The organism is Micromonospora sp. CPM1, from assembly GCF_023896895.1.
Lineage (GTDB): Bacteria > Actinomycetota > Actinomycetes > Mycobacteriales > Micromonosporaceae > Micromonospora > Micromonospora tulbaghiae.
The window spans coordinates 233,551-249,888 of sequence record NZ_JAMHIU010000005.1 but is presented as its reverse complement, the minus strand read 5'-3'; the positions used below and the strand labels follow the sequence as shown (position 1 = coordinate 249,888).

General features: G+C 74.8%; 17 protein-coding genes. 15 read left to right on the top strand and 2 right to left on the bottom strand.

Going from position 1 to position 16,338, the window contains the following annotated elements; translation table 11 throughout:
* Positions 1-35: 35 nt before the first annotated feature.
* The gene (locus M8C11_RS08755; protein WP_252449191.1) at positions 36-881 is read right to left on the bottom strand and encodes a BTAD domain-containing putative transcriptional regulator; all 846 of its coding nucleotides are present in this window, start codon (positions 879-881) and stop codon (positions 36-38) included.
* Positions 882-1,292: 411 nt separating this feature from the next.
* Here M8C11_RS08755 and M8C11_RS08750 point away from each other — a divergent pair, with 411 nt between their 5' ends.
* The 8 genes from M8C11_RS08750 to M8C11_RS08715 are packed head-to-tail and all read left to right on the top strand — an operon-like array spanning position 1,293 to position 8,926.
* Positions 1,293-1,640, top strand: coding sequence for a TcmI family type II polyketide cyclase (locus tag M8C11_RS08750; RefSeq protein WP_091418459.1), 348 nt, complete (start codon positions 1,293-1,295; stop codon positions 1,638-1,640).
* Positions 1,637-3,361: an acetyl-CoA carboxylase carboxyltransferase subunit alpha gene (locus M8C11_RS08745; RefSeq protein ID WP_252449190.1), complete on the top strand. Its 1,725-nt coding sequence runs from the start codon at positions 1,637-1,639 to the stop codon at positions 3,359-3,361. Before M8C11_RS08750 ends, M8C11_RS08745 begins: the two co-directional genes overlap by 4 nt.
* On the top strand, positions 3,361-3,846 hold the full coding sequence (gene accB, locus M8C11_RS08740; protein ID WP_252449189.1) for an acetyl-CoA carboxylase biotin carboxyl carrier protein: 486 nt from the start codon (positions 3,361-3,363) through the stop codon (positions 3,844-3,846). The genes M8C11_RS08745 and accB overlap by 1 nt, the downstream gene beginning before the upstream one ends.
* Positions 3,846-5,303, top strand: coding sequence for an acetyl/propionyl/methylcrotonyl-CoA carboxylase subunit alpha (locus M8C11_RS08735; protein ID WP_252449188.1), 1,458 nt, complete (start codon positions 3,846-3,848; stop codon positions 5,301-5,303). The genes accB and M8C11_RS08735 overlap by 1 nt, the downstream gene beginning before the upstream one ends.
* Positions 5,300-6,007, top strand: coding sequence for an SRPBCC family protein (locus tag M8C11_RS08730; RefSeq protein WP_252449187.1), 708 nt, complete (start codon positions 5,300-5,302; stop codon positions 6,005-6,007). Before M8C11_RS08735 ends, M8C11_RS08730 begins: the two co-directional genes overlap by 4 nt.
* A complete protein-coding gene (locus tag M8C11_RS08725) occupies positions 6,004-6,414 on the top strand; it encodes a cupin domain-containing protein (protein WP_216934463.1) in 411 nt (136 codons plus the stop codon). Before M8C11_RS08730 ends, M8C11_RS08725 begins: the two co-directional genes overlap by 4 nt.
* Positions 6,411-7,682: a beta-ketoacyl synthase gene (locus M8C11_RS08720; protein ID WP_252449186.1), complete on the top strand. Its 1,272-nt coding sequence runs from the start codon at positions 6,411-6,413 to the stop codon at positions 7,680-7,682. Before M8C11_RS08725 ends, M8C11_RS08720 begins: the two co-directional genes overlap by 4 nt.
* Positions 7,679-8,926 carry a beta-ketoacyl synthase N-terminal-like domain-containing protein gene (locus tag M8C11_RS08715; protein ID WP_252449185.1) on the top strand — a complete coding sequence of 416 codons (1,248 nt, stop codon included), beginning with the start codon at positions 7,679-7,681 and terminating at the stop codon, positions 8,924-8,926. The genes M8C11_RS08720 and M8C11_RS08715 overlap by 4 nt, the downstream gene beginning before the upstream one ends.
* Positions 8,927-8,929: 3 nt before the next feature.
* Here the strand turns inward: M8C11_RS08715 and M8C11_RS08710 are convergent, their stop codons facing one another.
* Positions 8,930-9,367: a GNAT family N-acetyltransferase gene (locus tag M8C11_RS08710; protein WP_252449184.1), complete on the bottom strand. Its 438-nt coding sequence runs from the start codon at positions 9,365-9,367 to the stop codon at positions 8,930-8,932.
* A 259-nt stretch (positions 9,368-9,626) separates the two neighbouring features.
* Between M8C11_RS08710 and M8C11_RS08705 the strand changes: the two genes are divergently transcribed.
* The 7 genes from M8C11_RS08705 to M8C11_RS08675 all read left to right on the top strand — a co-directional run bounded on the left by M8C11_RS08705 (position 9,627) and on the right by M8C11_RS08675 (position 16,322).
* Entirely contained in the window at positions 9,627-11,024 is a 1,398-nt protein-coding gene (locus M8C11_RS08705) for a class I adenylate-forming enzyme family protein (protein ID WP_252449183.1), read from the top strand.
* Between the two features lie 180 nt (positions 11,025-11,204).
* Positions 11,205-11,468 (top strand): acyl carrier protein, encoded by a 264-nt coding sequence (locus M8C11_RS08700; protein ID WP_120569629.1) that lies wholly within the window; start codon positions 11,205-11,207, stop codon positions 11,466-11,468.
* Positions 11,468-11,713, top strand: coding sequence for an acyl carrier protein (locus tag M8C11_RS08695; RefSeq protein WP_252449182.1), 246 nt, complete (start codon positions 11,468-11,470; stop codon positions 11,711-11,713). Before M8C11_RS08700 ends, M8C11_RS08695 begins: the two co-directional genes overlap by 1 nt.
* On the top strand, positions 11,706-12,836 hold the full coding sequence (locus tag M8C11_RS08690; RefSeq protein WP_252449181.1) for a beta-ketoacyl synthase: 1,131 nt from the start codon (positions 11,706-11,708) through the stop codon (positions 12,834-12,836). Before M8C11_RS08695 ends, M8C11_RS08690 begins: the two co-directional genes overlap by 8 nt.
* A 110-nt stretch (positions 12,837-12,946) precedes the next feature.
* Positions 12,947-13,447: a hypothetical protein gene (locus M8C11_RS08685; protein WP_252449180.1), complete on the top strand. Its 501-nt coding sequence runs from the start codon at positions 12,947-12,949 to the stop codon at positions 13,445-13,447.
* Positions 13,444-15,063, top strand: a complete 1,620-nt coding sequence (locus M8C11_RS08680) for a class I adenylate-forming enzyme family protein (protein ID WP_252449179.1) — start codon at positions 13,444-13,446, stop codon at positions 15,061-15,063. The genes M8C11_RS08685 and M8C11_RS08680 overlap by 4 nt, the downstream gene beginning before the upstream one ends.
* A complete protein-coding gene (locus M8C11_RS08675) occupies positions 15,060-16,322 on the top strand; it encodes a beta-ketoacyl synthase (protein ID WP_252449178.1) in 1,263 nt (420 codons plus the stop codon). Before M8C11_RS08680 ends, M8C11_RS08675 begins: the two co-directional genes overlap by 4 nt.
* The last annotated feature ends 16 nt before the right edge of the window (positions 16,323-16,338 follow it).

Below are 16,338 nucleotides of genomic sequence, written 5' to 3'. Positions count from 1 at the left end.
GGCCTCACCGTGCCGGTCGCGCTGTCACCTCGCCGTCACCGCGTACCCCGGGGCATTGATGGTGGTGGCGGCGGTGCGGTGGGGGCGCGCGGCGCCGGTTTGGCGGTCCGGTCCGTGCGGCGCCGCGGCGGCGGGTCCGGGCGGCTGGCCCGGCGGATCGGCGCGAGCGTGTCGTCGAGCAGCGCGGTCATCGCCGGGGACGGCTCCAGGCGCAGCTCGCGCAGGAGCAGATCGCGGTAGACGTAGAAGGAGTGGACCGCCTCGAACGCGTTGCCCTCGGCCAGGTGGATGCGGACCACCAGGCGGTGCGGGGTCTCCCGCAGCGGTTCGGCGGCCATCGCCTCCAGCGCGGCCTCCAGCGCCTCGCCGTGCCGCCCGGCGGTGAGGTGGTTGCCGGCGAGTTCCTCGAGCATGTGCAGGCGCAGCTGGCGCAGCCGTTCGCGTTCCAGCAGCACCCAGTCGTCGTACCAGCCGGGGAGCAGGTCGTGCCGCCCGGCACCGGCGGCGCCGCGCGGGACGGCGCCCTCGCGGACCAGCGCCGCGGTCTCCACCAGGTCGTCCACGTCGAGGCGGACGGTGGGTCCGAGCCGGACGGTGTCGCCGTCGGTGCGCAGCGGGCAGCACGGGTCCTGCCGCAGCCGCCACAGCGCGGTCCGCAGCGACGACAGCGCCCGCTCCTCCGGCGTCTCCGGCCACAGCAGCCCGGCGAGGTGGCTGCGGGTCGCGGCAGGGCGCAGGCCGATCAGCGCGATGACGCGCTGCAGACCCCGGGGTACGACCACGGGAGTGTCGTCGTGCAGCAGTTGGAAGCCGCCGAGCAGGTGCAGTGACACCCGTGGGGCGGGTTCGCCCGCCGTCGGCATTCTCGATCCACCCGCCACGGCGCACCCCCCAGCACCGGAACCCTCGTCCCGACCGTTTGCGTTGCCCGGACCGTCGCCCGCGACGCCGGTGTCGGAACGCCTCCGCCACGGTCGGGAACCTCCGCCGTGGCCGGGCTGACCGAGACGGAGAATATCAATCCCTGTTACTCTCAGTCAACGGTCGGTCGGCCACCTGACTGTCCGCTGCGGACCCGTAACACGGCCGTGATCTGCGAATAAGTGTCGCCGACCCGGAAACCGGAAGGCGATCTTCGCATAGCTCACGCACAGCTTGCGTCAACGCAGCGTCACCATATTTGTGCCGCGATGGGGTCCGGTTGACGCCCGGTAGACGCCGTCGGCGCGACCGTGTGGCGATCCGTGCGGCGCGACTGGTTCGCCGCGCACCGGGACGTGCAGGAGGCGCGAATGGACCGTTCGCTCATCGTCGCCAAGGTGGTGCCGACGGCCGAGGACCGGGTGGCCGAGATCTTCGCCGAGTCCGACGCGACCGAGCTGCCCGGCCTGGTCGGGGTCCGGCACCGCTCGTTGTACCGGCTGCACGACCTCTACGTCCATCTGCTGGAGACGGAGACGCCGGCGCAGGGCGCGGTGGAGGACAACCGCGGCCATCCGGAGTTCGTCCGGATCAGCGAGCGGCTGCGGCCGTACATCTCGCCGTACCTGCCGACCTGGCGATCGCCGCGCGACGCGATGGCGCACTGCTTCTACCGCTACGACGCGCCGGCCCACGACATCGCCGGGCGGCCACGGTGACCACGACCGCACCGCGCGACGAGCAGCTCTGGTCGAGGTGCGACGGGTGCGCGTCGCTGCTCTACCGCAAACGGCTGCGCCGCAACCTGGACGTCTGCCCGGAGTGCGGCTCGCACGCGAGGCTGGACGCGCCGGACCGGGTGGCGCAGCTGGCCGACCCGGACTCGTTCGTCCCGCTGCCCGACCGGGCGGTACGCGTCGACCCGATCGAGTTCGTCGACGAGCTGCCGTACCCGCACCGGCTCGGCGCGGCCCGCGCGGCGACCGGTCTGGACGAGGCGGTGCTCTGCGGCACCGCCCGGCTGGGCGGGCACCCGGTCGCGCTGGCGGTGATGGACTTCCGCTTCCTCGGCGGCAGCCTCGGCTGCGCGGTCGGTGAGCTGATCACCCGGACCGCCGAGCGGGCGCTGGCCGACGGCATCCCGCTGGTGCTGGTGACCGCGTCGGGCGGCGCGCGGATGCAGGAGGGCGCGCTGTCGCTGATGCAGATGGCAACAGTCAGCCAGGCCCTCGCCGGGATGCGGGAGGCGGGCCTGCTCACGGTCAGCGTGGTCACCGATCCCACGTACGGCGGGGTGGCCGCCTCCTTCGCCACCAACACCGACCTGGTGCTGGCCGAGAGCGGCGCCCGGCTGGGTTTCGCCGGGCCCCGGGTGATCCGCCAGGTCACCGGCGCGACGCTGCCGGAGGGCTTCCAGACCGCGGAGTACCTGCTGCGGCACGGCCAGGTGGACATGGTGGTGCCCCGGCACGCGCTGCGGGGCCGGCTCGCGGCGCTGCTCGCCGCCGCCGGGGCGGGCCGCCGCGCCCCCGAGACCTCGCCCGCCCCGCGTCCGCCGGCCACCGCGCCGACCGCACCGGCACGGCCGGACCGCGACCCCTGGGAGACGGTACGCACGGCGCGGCACCCGGGCCGGCCGACCACACTGGACTACCTGGAGACGGCGTTCGACGGGTTCGTGGAGCTGCACGGCGACCGGCTCGGCGCGGACTGCCCGGCGGTCGTCGGCGGCATCGCCCGCCTGGACGGCCGGCCGGTGATGGTGATCGGCCACCAGAAGGGACACACCACCGCCGAGCTGGTGACCCGCAACTTCGGCATGGCCAGCCCGGCCGGGCACCGCAAGGCGCTGCGGTTGATGCGTCTCGCGGCGCGGCTGCGGCTGCCGGTGGTGACGCTGGTGGACACGCCTGGAGCGGACCCGGGGGTGAGCGCCGAGCAGCAGGGTCAGGCGGCGGCGATCGCGGAGAACATCCTCGCGCTCACCGTGCTGCCCACGCCGGTGGTGGCGGTGGTCACCGGGGAGGGCGGCAGCGGCGGCGCGCTCGCGCTCGCGGTCGCCGACCGGGTGCTCATGCTGGAGCACGCCGTCTACTCGGTGATCAGCCCGGAGGGCTGTGCCGCGATCCTCTGGCCGGACAGCTCGGCCGCCCCGCAGGCGGCCCGCGCGCTGCGGCTCACCGGCGCCGACCTGTGCCGCCTCGGCGTGGTCGACGAGCTGGTGCCGGAGCCGCGCCCGGCCGCGCACGCCGACCCGGGCGGCGCGGCCGAGTTGCTGCGCCGGGCGGTCGCGGCGAACCTCGCCCCGCTGCTCACCGTCCCTCCGGCCACCCTGGTCCGCCGCCGCCGGCAGCGGTTCCGCCGCTTCGGCGCGGCCCGCTCGGCCGCCGCCGGCCCGTCCCCGGCCGCACCCGCGGCCGGCCGGGCGGAGGTGGCGTGATGGCCGACGCCGAGGCCGAGCAGGTGCTCGACGGGCTGCGCCGGCAGGCCCGCAAGCTCGTCGCCGACCTGGCCGGGCCGGTACGCCGGGTGCGGCTGCGCAGCGGCGAGTCGGTGCTGGAGGTCGAGTGGCACGACCCGGCGGCACCCGCGCAGCGCGCCGCCGAACCGGCCGAGGCGCTCCCCGCCCGGGCCGCCGAACCCGCCGCACGCGCGGCGCCGGTGGCCGACCGGCCGGCCGTGCGCTCACCGGTGGTCGGCACGTTCTACCGGGCCCCCGAACCCGGCGCGATGCCGTTCGTCGCGGTCGGCGACATGGTCCGCCCGGGCCAGGTGGTCGGCATCGTCGAGGCCATGAAGCTGATGAACGAGGTGACCGCCGGCCAGGCCGGACGGGTGGTCGAGGTGCTCGTCGACGACGGCAAGCCCGTCGAGTACGACCAGCCGCTGATCGCCCTGGAACCGGTCACCGGACAGGACTCCTGATGTTCGACAAGGTGCTGATCGCCAACCGGGGCGAGATCGCGCTGCGGGTGCTGCGCGCCTGCCGGGAACTCGGCGTGCGCACGGTGGTGGTGCACTCCAGCGCCGACGCCGACTCGCTGCCGGTGCGGCTGGCCGACGAGGCGGTACGGATCGGCCCGGCGGCCAGCCGCCGCAGCTACCTCAACGCCGCCGCGATCGTGGAGGCCGCCCGGCAGACCGGTGCGCAGGCGGTCCACCCCGGTTACGGGTTCCTGTCCGAGGACGCCGACTTCGCCGAGATCTGCGCCGAGAACGGGCTGGTCTTCGTCGGCCCGCCGCCGCAGGTGATGGCCGCGCTCGCGGACAAGTCGACGGCCCGGGCGCTGATGAGCCGGGCCGGGCTGCCGCTGCCGCCGGGCAGCGTCCGGACCCTGCCCACCGTCGCCGAGGCGCAGGAGGTGGCCGCCGAGGTCGGCTACCCGGTCATCGTGAAGGCCGCGGCGGGCGGTGGCGGGCGCGGCATGACAGTGGTGCGCTCGGCCGCCGAGCTGCCCCGCGCGTACGCCCGCACCCGCGCCGCCGCCCAGGTCGCGTTCGGCGACGACCGGGTGTACGTCGAGCGGTACCTCGCCGACGCCCGCCACGTCGAGGTGCAGGTGCTCTGCGACAGCCACGGCAACGGCGTGCACCTGGGCACCCGGGACTGCTCGGTGCAGCGCCGGCACCAGAAGCTGATCGAGGAGGCGCCCGCGCCCGCGCTGCGGCAGGCCACTTTGGACACGGTCGCCGAGGTGGCGCTGCGCGGCGCGCTGTCGGTCGGCTTCACCGGCGCCGGAACCGTCGAGTTCCTGGTCGACGAGGCCGAACGCTGCCACTTCCTGGAGATCAACTGCCGGATCCAGGTGGAACACCCGGTCACCGAGATGGTCACCGGCATCGACCTCGTGCAGGAACAACTGCACGTGGCGTTCGGCACCCCGCTGCGGCTGCGCCAGTCCGACGTACGGCTGGACGGCGTGGCGATCGAGTGCCGGGTCAACGTGGAGGACCCGGACCGCGACTTCGCGCCCGCACCCGGCCGGCTGGACCGGTTCCGGCCGCCGGGCGGCCCGTTCACCCGGGTCGACACCCACGGACACGTCGGCTACCTGGTCAGCCCGCACTACGACTCGCTGCTGGCGAAGGTGGCGGTGTGGGCGCCGGACCGGGACGCCGCGCTGGACCGGCTCGACCGGGCGCTGGCCGAGTTCGACGTGGCCGGTCCCGGCGTGCGTACCACCATCCCGTTCGCCCGGCGGGTGCTGCGCGACCCGGCCTTCCGCGCCGCCCGGCACACCACCGCCCTGGTGGAACGCCTGCTCGCCCCACCGGCCGAGGCGGCGCGGGCCGTCGTGCCCGACCCGCGCGCCGAGCCGGGCGGCCGTACCCCCGTCAGCGCCGTGCCCGCCGCCGGCCCGACCACCTGGAGGAACCGATGACCGTCGCCCCCGACCGCCCGCTCGCCCGCGAGATCACCGACATCCTGGTCACGCACTGCGGCCTGGACCCGGACGCCGCCGCCGGCGCGCCCGCCGCGAGCCTGGAGGAACTGGGCATGGACTCGCTGGCGCTGCTCGAACTGTCAGCGGTGGTGGCCGACAGGTGGCGGGTGAAGATCCCCGAACAGGCCGCGCAGCTCAGCATCGCCGGCGTCGCCGACCTGGTGGCCCGCAAGGCGGACCCGCCCGGGCACACCGAGAACGCCGTGGAGATCGCCGCGCCGCTGCCGCTGGTCTGGGAGATCACCAACGACGTGGCCCGGTGGCCGGACCTGTTCACCGAGTACGCGACCGCCGAGATCCTGCACCGCGACGGCGACACCGTGCGCTTCCGGCTCACCATGCACCCGGACGAGAACGGTGTGTCGTGGAGTTGGGTCAGCGAGCGCACCGCAGACCCGGCCACCCGCGAGGTGCACGCCCGGCGCGTCGAGACCGGCCCGTTCGAGTACATGCGCATCCACTGGCGCTACGACGAGATCCCCGGCGGCACCCGGATGACCTGGACGCAGGACTTCGCGATGAAACCGGACGCACCCGTCGACAACGCCGGCATGACCAACCGGATCAACACCAACAGCACGATCCAGCTCGCCGTGATCAAGGAGAAGATCGAGCGGGCGCACGCGGGAGGCGCGCGATGACCGACACCACCACCGCCCGGGTCTCCGTCCACGACGTACCGGCCGACCGCCGCCGCGGCGGGGAACTGCGGGTGCTGCTCGGCCCGAAGACAGTCGGCAGCACCTCCGGCTTCATGGGGGTGGCCACGCTCGCGCCGGGGGAGCGGATCGCCGAGCACTACCACCCGTACAGCGAGGAGTTCCTCTACGTCGCCCGCGGCGCGATCACCGTCGACCTGGACGACGCGCCGGTGCCGGTCGCCGCCGGGGAGGCGCTCTACGTGCCGAAGGACGTGCGGCACCGGCTGCGCAACACCGGCGACGAGCCCGCCGAGGTGGTGTTCCACCTCGGACCGCTCGCGCCGCGCCCGGAACTCGGCCACGTCGACACCGAGAGCGCGGCGCCGCCGCCACGGGAGCCGTCGTGACCGGCCGGCGCACGGTGGTCACCGGCATCGGCGTCGTCGCACCCGGCGGCGCCACCCGGGACCGCTTCTGGAAGACGATCACCGAGGGGCGCACCGCGACACGGCGGATCAGCTTCTTCGACCCGTCGCCGTTCCGGTCGCAGATCGCCGCCGAGTGCGACTTCGACCCGGACGCCGCCGGTATCACGCTCGCCGAGCGGCAGCGCGCCGACCGGTACGTGCAGTTCGCGCTCGCCTGCTCCGCCGAGGCGCTCGCGGACAGCGGCCTCACCCTCACCGACGCGCAGCGGGAACGCGCCGGGGTGGTGCTCGGCACCGCCGTCGGCGGGACCATGGCCCTGGAGCAGGAGTACGTGCGGGTCAGCGACTCCGGCCGGCACTGGCTGGTCGACCACGCGCTCGGCGGCCCGTACCTCTACCAGGCGCTGGTGCCCAGCAGCCTGGCCGCCGACGTGGCCTGCCGGCACGGCCTGCACGGCCCGGCGCAGGTGATCTCCACGGGTTGCACCTCCGGCATCGACGCGATCGGGTACGCCCACCAGCTCGTCGCCGACGGCGAGGCCGACGTGGTGCTCGCCGGCGCCGCCGACTCGCCGATCTCCCCGGTGACCGTCGCCTCGTTCGACGCGATCGGCGCGACCAGCCCGGACAACGACGATCCGGAGCACGCCTCCCGGCCGTTCGACGCCGACCGGCACGGGTTCGTCCTCGCCGAGGGCGCCGCGGTGCTGGTCCTGGAGGAGGCCGAGCACGCCCGGCGCCGGGGCGCGCACGTCTACTGCGAGGTCGCCGGGTACGCCAGCCGCAGCAACGGCTTCCACATGACCGGGCTGCGCCCCGACGGCGCGGAGATGGCGGTGGCGATCAGCGACGCGCTGCGGCAGGCCCGGCTCGCCCCGACGGCCGTGTCGTACGTCAGCGCGCACGGCTCCGGCACCCGGCAGAACGACAGGCACGAGACGGCCGCGTTCAAGCGGGCGCTGGGGGAGACGGCGTACCGGGTGCCGATCAGCTCGATCAAGTCGATGGTCGGCCACTCGCTGGGCGCCATCGGCTCGATCGAGATGGCCGCCTGCGCGCTCGCCATCGAGTACGGCGTGGTGCCGCCCACGGCGAACTGGACCACCCGCGACCCGGAGTGCGACCTGGACTACGTGCCGAACGAGGCCCGGGAGGTGCCGGTGGACGTGGCGCTGTCGGTGGGCAGCGGCTTCGGCGGCTTCCAGTCGGCGATGGTGTTCCGCCGGCTGGCGGTGACGCCGGCATGACCGCGCGGGCCGTGGTGACGGGCATCGGTGTGGTCGCGCCCAGCGGCGTCGGCGCCGAGGCGCACTGGAACACCGTGCTCGCCGGCACCCGCCACACCGGGCCGATCACGCTGTTCGACCCGGAGCGCTACCCGACCCGGGTGGCCGGGGAGGTGGCGGGCTTCGACCCCGCCGGGTTCAGCGATACCCGGCAGCGGGTGCAGACCGACAGGTGGACCCACCTCGGCTTCGCCGCCACCAAGCTGGCGCTCGCCGACGCCGGGCTGCCCGAGGTGTCGCCCGACCCGTACAAGTGGGCGGTCACGCTCGCCAGCTCCTCGGGCGGCAACCTGTTCGGGCAGCGGGAGCTGCAACGGCTCTGGGGCGGTCCGAGCCGCACCGTCGGGGCGTACCAGTCGATCGCCTGGTTCTACGCCGCGAGCGTGGGGCAGTTGTCGATCCGCCACCAGTTCAAGGGACCGTCCGGGGTGACCGTGTCCGAGTCGGCCGGTGGGCTGGACAGCCTGGCGCACGCGGTGCGCACCATCCGCCGGGGCACCCCGGTGGTGATCGCCGGGGCCACCGAGTGTCCGCTGAGCCCGTACGCGCTCGCCTGCCAGCTCCGCTCCGGCCTGCTCAGCGACGTGTCCGACCCGGAGCGGGCGTACCGGCCGTTCGACGTCGCGGCCAGTGGATACGTGCCGGCCGAGGGCGGCGCGGTCTTCGTGGTGGAGGAACTCGGCCACGCGCTGGCCCGGGGCGCCCGCGTCTACGGGGAGATCACCGGCTGGGCCGCCACCCACGACGCCGCGCCCACCGACCCGGCGACCGGCCCCGACCCGGCCCACTACGCCCGCGCGCTGCGGCTGGCGCTGGAGCGCGCCGGGGTACGGCCGCACGACGTGGACGTGATCTGGCCGGACGCGCTCGGCGTGCCCGCGCACGACCGGGCCGAGGCGGCGGCGCTGCGTGCCGTGTTCGGCGACCGGACCCCGCCGGTGACCACGCAGAAGCCGCTGACCGGGCGGGCGCACCAGGGCGGGTCGGCGCTGGACGCGGCCACCGCGCTGCTGGCGTTCCGCCGTGGGATGCTGCCCGCCTCGGCCGGTCCGGACGAGCCGGCGCCCGGCTGCGAGCTGACGTTCCTGCGTCGGCCCCGCCCGCCGCGCAGCCGGATCGCGCTGATCGGCGCGCGTGGCTTCGACGGGTTCAACAGCGCGCTGGTGCTGCGCGGCGCCGCGCCCCCGCCGGCGGGCGAACGCTGACCGTCACGACGGCCGGGCCAGGTACGCGGTCTTCGCATCGCCGGAGAACCCGCAGGCCAGGTAGAAGGCGTGGGTCGCGGGCGAGCGCGACCCGGTCATGAGCATCGCCTTGTAGCAGCCCGCGTCCCAGGCGGCCCGCAGCGTGCCGGCCATGATCTGCCTGCCCAGGCCGGTGCCGCGCCGCGCCTCGTCCACGACCACGTTCTCGATCACCGCGTAGGGCGACGCCGACCGGCTCAGGTTGGGGATCACGTTGAGGTAGGTGGTGGCGACGACCGCGCCGTCCAGGTCGAGCACGAACAGGTGCAGCCCTTCGGTGGCCAGGATCCGCGCGAAGGCCCGTTCGTCGGAGCCGTCACGCAGGTGCGGATCGTCCGGGTTGAGCTGCCGGTAGAGGCGGATGAGCTGCGGGAAGTCGTCGGGCCGGGCCGCACGGAACATACCGTGAGCGTAGCCGCCCCCGCCGTCCGCGCGGGGTTCCGTGCGCGCACAGCATCCGGCGGCCGGCGGACTACCTTGCCGGCGTGGCCCCGATCCTGCCTGTCCGATCGAGCCTGAGCAATCCACCCAGCCGCTGTTTTGGATCTAGCCATTTGCATCTGGCGATGCGGAAGAGGGGCGTCGTAGGGTTCCGCCATACCCCGAACGACGTACCCGCTGGGCGGATCCGCCCAGTTCCTCAGTGGAACGGTGGCTGGTCGTGACTGCACATCCCGTGGCGGAAGATCCTGCCTCGACGACGGTGGACTGGGTGGACGACATCCTGTTCACCGGCCGTGACACCGACGTCTGCCTGCGCCTGCCCCAACCGGTGGACAAGGGCACGCTGCGCCGGCTCGTCGGCGAGGCCCAGGACCGGCTCGCCGGGGCCGGGCTGCGCGCCGGCGGCGCCGCCGCGCTGCGCCTGCCGCCCTCGCTGGCGTACGTGGCTCATCTGCTCGCCACCTGGCGTACCGGCGCCCAGGCGGTGCTGCTCGACCACCGGCTCACCGACCACGAGGTCGACCAGGCGCTGCGCCGGCTCAGCCCGCAGGTGGTGGTCGCCCCGACCCGGACCGGCGGCGGCGCGCTGCGGATCTTCGTCGACGTCACCGCCGGGGTCAGCGCATACTCCGACCGCCCGGCGGGCAGCCCGCACGCGGTGATCCAGCTCAGCTCCGGCTCCACCGGACCGTCCAAGGTGATCGGCCGCACCGCCGCCGACCTGGTCGCCGAGGTGCACCGCTACACCCGCATCGACGGTGTCGCGCTGCCCGGTGAGCGGATCATCCTGCTGCCCAGCATGGTGCACGTGCTCGGCCTGGTCGGCGGCCTGCTCTACGGGCTGCACGCGGGTGTCGAGCTGTGCCCGCCGGAGCGGCTCAGCGGCGACGCGATCCTCGCCGCCGTCGCCGCCCAGGACACCCCGGCCACGGTGCTCGGCGTCCCGTTCCACATCGGGTTGCTCGCCTCGACCACACCCGCCGGGCCGCTGCCGCAGCTCAAGCGCATGACCACCGGCGGTGAGCTGGTGTCCGCCGCCGTGGCGAACGCGTTCACCGACCGCTACGGCGTTCCGCTGGGCAACATGTACGGGATGACCGAGGTCGGCGTCATCGGCACCGACCTGTACGGGCGGCATCGTCCCGCCATCGCGCCCGCCCCCGGCATCGAGGTGCGGGAGCGCGACGGCGAGCTGTGGGTGAGCTGCCCGGACAACCCGTACGTCGGACTGGCCGACCCGACCCGGTGGGCCGACGGCTGGCTGCACACCCGCGACGCCGGCGTGGTCGACCCGGAGACCGGTCTGGTCACCATCAAGGGCCGGCTGGACTCGCAGGTGTCGGTGGGCGGCCTGAAGGTCGACCTGACCGAGGTGGAGGCCACTGTGGCCGGGCTGCCCGGCGTCGTCGCCGCGGTGGTGGTCTGGGACGACGGCATCACCGCGTACGTCCAGACCGACGGCTCGCCGACCGAGGAGACGCTCGACAAGCTGATCGCCGAGCGGCTGGCCGGCTTCAAACGTCCCCGCACGCTGCGCCTGCTCGACCAGATGCCCCGCACCACCACCGGAAAGCTGGTCCGGTCCGTCCCGGCGCTGCGGGACGCGGCGTCGTGACCGGCCCCCTGTACGAGCCGCACACCCACCGGACGCCCGCCGGACGTCCGGTCCACCCCGAATCCCGCCCCGGACCGGCCGGGCAACGCGCGACCCGCGCGCCCGAGCCGGCCGGTGCACACGCACGCGGTGTCCCGACCGGGCACCGTCAGCCGGTACACGGAGAAGAGGTCTGAACCCATGCGAGACGAGGTCCGCACCTTCGTCGTCGAACAGCTCGCCGACATGAACTACGACGTGGAGGAGCTCGACGACGACACCACGCTCGGCCCGTCCGGCGTCGACCTGGAGTCGCTGGCCCTGGCCGACCTCGCGGTCCGCGTCGAGGACCGGTACGGCCTGAAGTTCGCCGACGACGAGTCGGAGAAGATGGCGCTGATGACGGTCGGTGAGTTCACCACGATGGTCGCCGACCGGGTGGCCGCGAACAGCGACAAGTCCTGATGTCCGGTCAGCCCGACCTGGGGCGAGCTGACCTGGTGAGCATGCTCGCCGAACTGACCGCGAGCCCCGCCGAACAGGTGCCGGACCGGCTCGGCTCGATGGAGCTGGCCTGGCTGGTGCACATGGTCGAGCAACGTTACGACCGCCGGCTGGACCTGAGCGACGACGACCTCGCTGGCATCCGCACCGTCGACGACGCGCTCGCGGTGTTCCGTGGCTCTCTCACCGCTCCCGCAGATGGCTGAGCGGGAGACCGTACGGATCACCGGCACGTACGCGCTCAGCGCCCTCGGCAGGGGCGCCGACGCGCTGCTGGCCGGGGTGCTCACCGGCACCCCGGCGTTCGCGCCGGTGCGCCGTTTCGACACCACGGGCCGCCGGGTGACGGTGGCGGCCACAACGCCGGACGTCGGCACGCTCGCCGACGAGCTGGCCGACGCGATCGACACTGCCGCCCGGGCCGCCGGACTGGACCGGGCCGGGCGGGCGGAGTCGGCGCTGTTCCTGGCCACCCACGGCGGGCCGTACTCGCTGCCCGTACCTCGGGGGTGGGACGAGCCGACGGTGCCGGCGCTCGCCGGTCACCTGGCCGCGCGGTGCGGCATCGGTGGGCGTACCCGGATCTACACCACGGCCTGCGTGTCGGCGAGCAGCGCGGTCGCCGACGCGGCGGCGCTGATCCGCCGCGGCGACCTGGATCGGGTCGTGGTCGCGGCCGGTTACCTGGTCGAACCGGACCAGTACGCGCTGTTCGACGCCGGCCGGGCGCTCGCCGCCGACGGTGCGGTACGCCCGTTCAGCGCCGGCCGCAAGGGCCTGCTGCTGGGCGACGGGGTGGCCGCCGTGGTGCTGGAGTCCGCGGGCGCGGCCGCCCGGCGGGGCGCCGAGACGCTCGCGACGGTGGCCGGGTGGGGCCGGGCGGGGGACGCGTACCACCCGTGCCAGCCGCACCCGGACGGGCTCGGGCTGGCCCGGGCGGTCGAGGCGGCGCTGCGCCGGGGCGGGCTGCCACCGGACGCGGTCGGCTACGTCAACGCCAACGCCACCGGTACCCCGTTCAGCGACGCCTCCGAGGCGGCGGCGCTGGCCCGCGTCTTCGGTGCGGACGCCGGGCGGCTGCCGGTCAGCTCCACCAAGTCGGTGCACGGGCACGCGCTGGAGGCGTCCGGGCTGCTGGAACTGCTGGTCACCGTGCTGGCCCTGCGGCACGGCAAGCTGCCGGTCACCGCCGGCTGGCTCGGCACCGACCCGCAGTGCCCGCTGGACGTCATCCGCGACGCACCCCGCCCCGCGCGGACCGGGCACGCGCTGACCCTCAACGCCGCCTTCGGCGGCGCCAACACGGCCCTCCTGGTGAGCACCTCATGACCGCGCCCACCCCCCACCCCGACCTCCCGCGATCTTGCACTTCCGGCCCCGGCGAAACGGGCACAACGCCCGCGCCCGGGGCGGCAACTGCAAGATCGCGCGCAGGGGTGGTGGTGCTCGCGGAGGCTCGGTGGCCCGAGGCGGGGGATGAGGGCAGCGCCCCGGCCGGGGTGCCGGGGTTCGTGCACTCGCCGTTCCATCCGCTGGTGGCGGCGGTGGCGCAGCGGTGCCTCGCGCGGCGGTACGGCGACGGGCCGCTGCCGCCGGGCAACCGGACGGCCGTGGTGCTGGTCAGCGAGGGCGGGGACACCGCCGGTGCGGCGCACGTCCGCGCCACTGTGGACGCGGGCGGGCGGATCGGGCCGCTGTTCTTCTTCCAGTCGGTGCCGAACAGCGTGGCCGGGCACGTCGCGGCGCGCTGGGGACTGGACGGGCCGGTGGTGTGCCTGAGCCCGACCGGCGACCCGCGGGCCGAGGGGGAGGCCGAGGCGGACCTGCTGCTGTACGACGGCGACGCCGCACAGGCGTTGCTGATCCTGATCGAACTGGCACCGGACGGTACGCCGGGCGAGGCGACCGCGGTGCTGCTGGGGGAGGGAACACGTCAATGAGGACGAAGGGACTGCGCGGCGCGCTCGCGGCCGACGCGGAGCTGGGCGCGGGCAATGTGCTCGCCCGGGTGCTGGCCCACGGCGCCGACCCGGACGGGCCGGGGCTCACGTTCGACACCGAGGTCGACGGCCACCCGGCCGAGACCCCGCTGACCCTGGGCCGGCTCGACCGGATGGTCGCCGCCCGGGCGGCCTGGCTGCACGAACGCGGGGTGAAGCCACGCGACCCGGTGGCGGTCTGGGCCGGCACCGCCGCCGACATGGTGCTGTCGTTCCTGGCGCTGACCCGCCTCGGTGCCGTCCCGGCGCTGATGAACGGCAGGCTGCGCCCCGAGATCGCCGCCGAGTACATCCGCCGGCTGCGCGCCGCCGGTGTGCTCGCCGACGCCGCGCACGCCGAGGCGCTGGCCGGGCACGACCTGGGCGCGCCGATGATCGGCGAGCCCGCGCAGGCCGGGACCGGCGACCCGGACGCGGCACCGGCGCACTACCGGCACCACCCGGACGACCCGATCGTCATCACCCACACCTCCGGCACCACCGGCGTGCCGAAGGCGGTGCTGCACTCGCACGCCAGCCTGTTCGCCGCCACCCGCCACCTGCTGTCCATGCCGCAGGCGCAGGGCACCACGCGCATCCTCAACGCGCTGCCCGCCCCGCACACCGCCACCGTGCTCATGGTCAACCAGGCGCTCGGCAACCGGGCGGAGATGTTCCTGCTCTCCGAGCAGGGCGGCGAGCGGGTGCTCGACGCGATCCAGCGCTGGCGCCCGGACGGCGTGTTCGGCTTCTCGGTCACCTGGGCCGAGCTGGCCCGCTTCGACCTGTCCGGCTACGACCTGGACTCGGTGCGGCTGTGGTTCAACACCGGCGACTGCTCGCACGAGCCGCACGTCCGGCGGCTCGTCGCGGTCGGCTCCCGGGACGTGGTGACCCGCGGCGGCGTGACCCGGGTACCCGGGTCGGTGTTCATCGACGGTCTCGGCTCCAGCGAGATGGGCCACTCGATGTTCCACATCACCCACACCGTCGACACGGACCGGTACGGCCGCTGCGTCGGCCGCCCGTACCGGTTCACCAAGGTCGCGGTGCTCGACGCCGACGGCAACGAACTGCCGCCCGGGCAGGTCGGCTGGCTCGGCATCGACTCGCCGTCGCTGTTCCGCGGCTACTGGAACGACTCGGTCACCACGTACCGGTTCCGGCTGCGCGGCTGGTACCTCACCGGCGACCTGGTGTACGCCGACGACGACGGCCGCTACTACCACCTGGACCGGGCGGTCGACTCGGTGGAGGCAGGCGACGGGAAGCGGTTCTTCACCGCGCTGTCCGAGGAACGCATCCTCGCCGCCTGCCCCGACGTGACCGACTGCACAGTGGTGATCGTCAAGGCGGACGACGGCACCGTCACCACCGACGTGCTGCTGGAACTGGCCGCCGGTGCCGACCCCGGGACGGACCGCACCGAGCGCATCCGTACCGCGCTCGGCCCGGACGTGGCCGCCACGCTCCGCCGGATCGTGCCGGTACGCGCCGACGACATCCCGGTCACCGTCACCGGCAAGGTGCGCAAGGTGGCGCTGCGCGAGCGCTACCTGACCGAGGCGCCGTCGTGAGCGCCGTCATCACCGGCATGGGCCTGTTCACCCCGGCCGGGCGCGGCGCGGCGGACACGTTCGACGCGCTGATCTCCGGCCGGTCCGGGCTGAGCCGCCCGCCCGAGGGGCACCCGGCGGCGGGCAGCCTGGAGGTGGCCGGCGTGCTGCCGGACATCGACCCGCGCAGCGTGGCCTCCGGACCGGAGACGAAGGTACTCGACCGGGTGGTGCTGCTCGCCCTGATCACCGCCGCCGAGGCGCTCGCCGACGCCGGCATCGAGGTGGGCCGCGACGTCGACCCGGAGCGCATCGCGGTGATCGTCGGCGGTGTGGGCGGCATGTCCACGCTGGAGGGCCAGGTGCTGGCGCGGGCCGCCCGGGGCCGGGCGGCGGTCAGCCCGTACCTGCTCACCGGCATCCTGCCGAACATGCCCTCGGCGCGGATCGCCATCGCGCACGGCATCCGCGGTTACAGCTCGTCGGTCGGCACGGCCTGCGCCTCCGGCGCCCAGGCGGTCGCCGACGGGGTACGCCTCATCCGCTCCGGCGAGGCCGACGTGGTGGTGTGCGGGGCGAGCGAGGCGCCGCTGTTCGGCACGTTCGCCGACACGTTCGGCAACGCCCGGGCGCTGGCCCGGGGCTGGGACGAACCCACCGAGGCGAGCCGCCCGTTCGACAAGCGACGCAACGGATTCGTGCTGGCCGAGGGCGCGGCGCTGCTGGTGCTGGAGCGCGCCGGGCACGCCGACGGCCGGGGTGTGCGCGGCTACGCCGAGGTCGCCGGTTTCGGTGCGAACACCGACGCGTACCACCCGACCGCGCCGCGGCCCGACGGCGCCGGCGCGGCGGCGTGCATGCGCCGGGCGCTGGCGGCCGGCGGGGTCGAGCCCGCCGACGTCGGGTACGTCAACGCCCACGGCACCGGCACCAAGCTCGGTGACGTCGCCGAGACGATCGCGCTGGCCGAGGTGTTCGGCACCGGCGGCGTGCCGGTCAGCTCCACCAAGGCGCTCACCGGGCACCTGCTCGGCGCATCAGGGGTGCTGGAGGCCGCCGCCACCGCGCTGGCGCTCGACGGTGGCCTGCTGCCACCTACCTACCACCTGGACGACCCGGACCCGGAGTGCGAGGCGGACCACGTCCGCGCCGTGCCCCGGCCCACCCGGGCCGGCCACGCGCTGACGAACTCGTTCGGGTTCGGCGGCCAGAACGTCAGTCTGCTCCTGCGCCGGCTCTCCGGGCCGGCCCGCCGGGCCGCCACCCCGGCCGCTGGCTGACCGGACTCCAGTCCCG

Coding starts and splice junctions, on each gene's coding strand:
- M8C11_RS08750 (WP_091418459.1), top strand. CDS start 1,293: ATGGACCGTTCGCTCATCGTCGCCAAGGTGGTGCCGACGGCCGAGGAC.
- accB (WP_252449189.1), top strand. CDS start 3,361: ATGGCCGACGCCGAGGCCGAGCAGGTGCTCGACGGGCTGCGCCGGCAG.
- M8C11_RS08735 (WP_252449188.1), top strand. CDS start 3,846: ATGTTCGACAAGGTGCTGATCGCCAACCGGGGCGAGATCGCGCTGCGG.
- M8C11_RS08730 (WP_252449187.1), top strand. CDS start 5,300: ATGACCGTCGCCCCCGACCGCCCGCTCGCCCGCGAGATCACCGACATC.
- M8C11_RS08725 (WP_216934463.1), top strand. CDS start 6,004: ATGACCGACACCACCACCGCCCGGGTCTCCGTCCACGACGTACCGGCC.
- M8C11_RS08715 (WP_252449185.1), top strand. CDS start 7,679: ATGACCGCGCGGGCCGTGGTGACGGGCATCGGTGTGGTCGCGCCCAGC.
- M8C11_RS08710 (WP_252449184.1), bottom strand. CDS start 9,367: ATGTTCCGTGCGGCCCGGCCCGACGACTTCCCGCAGCTCATCCGCCTC.
- M8C11_RS08700 (WP_120569629.1), top strand. CDS start 11,205: ATGCGAGACGAGGTCCGCACCTTCGTCGTCGAACAGCTCGCCGACATG.
- M8C11_RS08695 (WP_252449182.1), top strand. CDS start 11,468: ATGTCCGGTCAGCCCGACCTGGGGCGAGCTGACCTGGTGAGCATGCTC.
- M8C11_RS08690 (WP_252449181.1), top strand. CDS start 11,706: ATGGCTGAGCGGGAGACCGTACGGATCACCGGCACGTACGCGCTCAGC.
- M8C11_RS08680 (WP_252449179.1), top strand. CDS start 13,444: ATGAGGACGAAGGGACTGCGCGGCGCGCTCGCGGCCGACGCGGAGCTG.